The organism is Dietzia sp. SLG310A2-38A2 (genome assembly GCF_014145095.1).
Taxonomy (GTDB): domain Bacteria; phylum Actinomycetota; class Actinomycetes; order Mycobacteriales; family Mycobacteriaceae; genus Dietzia.
Genome location: NZ_JAALDX010000429.1, coordinates 1 through 1,432, shown reverse-complemented (window position 1 = coordinate 1,432; position 1,432 = coordinate 1). Strand labels below are relative to the sequence as shown.

Sequence of the window (1,432 nt, the reverse complement as noted above, 5' to 3'; positions counted from 1 at the left end):
CACCGAGCGCCACCGCCAGCCCGGCGACCAGCAGTCCACCGGTCAGCATGCGGTGGGTCCCGCCGGTCGTCCGCGCGGGGCCGAAATCGGGTGTGAGCCGCTCGGCCCTCGGCCGGCGCTCCGCCGTGAGCGTCACAGTGCCTCGGGGGCGTAGAGGGCCACCGCGAGCGCGTTGAGCACCGCGGGCGTCCTGGTGCCGAAGGACAGGACGAGGTCGTCGTTCATCGCGACGATCCGCTGGTTCGCGCCGGCCGGCGTCTGGGCCATGGCCGGGAACTTCTCGAGCAGGCCGTCGACGCCGCCGACGGACTCGAGTCCCTTGTTCATCATGATGATGACGTCCGGCTGGGCCGCGATGAGCCCCTCGTCGTTGGCCGGCTTGGCGCCCTTCCACCCGACCTCGGAGGAGACGTCGTACCCGCCGGCCGCGGTGATCAACTCGTCCGCACCGCTGTCCTGGCCGAACATGTAGTAGACGCCGGCGGATCCACGGGCGTAGAGGAAAACCGTGCGTAGCCGCGCGGTCTCGGACTCCGGGACGATCGAGGAGATCGACTCCTCGGTCCGGGCGATCTTCGCGCGGGTGCGCTCCCCCAGTTCGCGCCCCAGCTCGGGCACCCCGAGACCGTCGGCGACGGACTGGGTGAGTACCTCGACGTTGTCCGGGGACCGGTGGGAGTCGACGACGACGACGGGGATCCCCGCGTCGCGCAGCTGCAGGATCACGTCCCACGGACCCAGCGAGGTGTCCGTGATGATCACACTGGGGTCCAGCGCGAGGATCGCCTCGGCGTTGAGCTGGTGGCCGTCCTGCGTCACCAGGGGCCGATCGGCGATCTCCGGGAACGCCGACGAGATGTCGCGGCCGATCACGTTGCCACCCAGCCCGAGCTCGAAGACGATGCGCGAGAGCGTTCCGTAGATGTCCAGGGGCAGGATCCGGGAGACGTCGGCGACCTCGACGATCGTGCCCTGGTTGTCGGTGACCACGGCCGGGAGCTGCGGGACCGGGTCGGTCGCGACGGGCTCGACCGGGTCGTCGACCAACTCCAGCGCGAGCTCGCCGGTGAAGGATCGCGGGTCCCCGATCGCCGAGACCTCCGACGCGAGCGGGATCCCGGAGATCGTCTCGGGGTCGCCACCGAGGCCGGTAGCGACCCCACACGAGGTCAGCGAGAGGGCCAGGAAGGCGGCGACGGCCAACCGGAGCGAGCCTGAGCGCTGTCTGAACATGCGGCAACGATAGCACCCAAACAAAGGACAGCCTAACCTTTCCTTGGCAAGGCTTACCTTAAACGTATAACCGCAGTACACGGCAATTTCGAGCGCCTACCGCCGGTCCAGGACCGGTCATACTGCTCCGCTGAGAACTCTAAGACCCCGCCTAGACTCGGGCGGAAATGCGTAGAGGCGGCCGCCCCCGGGGATCCCC

General features: G+C 69.1%; 1 protein-coding gene. It reads right to left on the bottom strand.

The window, feature by feature from the left end; all coding sequences use genetic code 11:
- Nucleotides 1-132: 132 nt before the first annotated feature.
- A complete protein-coding gene (locus G6027_RS14430) occupies nucleotides 133-1,233 on the bottom strand; it encodes an ABC transporter substrate-binding protein (protein ID WP_182637776.1) in 1,101 nt (366 codons plus the stop codon).
- Nucleotides 1,234-1,432 lie beyond the last annotated feature (199 nt).

Excerpts from the sequence above, each read along its gene's own strand:
- G6027_RS14430 (WP_182637776.1), bottom strand. The coding sequence starts at position 1,233 with ATGTTCAGACAGCGCTCAGGCTCGCTCCGGTTGGCCGTCGCCGCCTTC.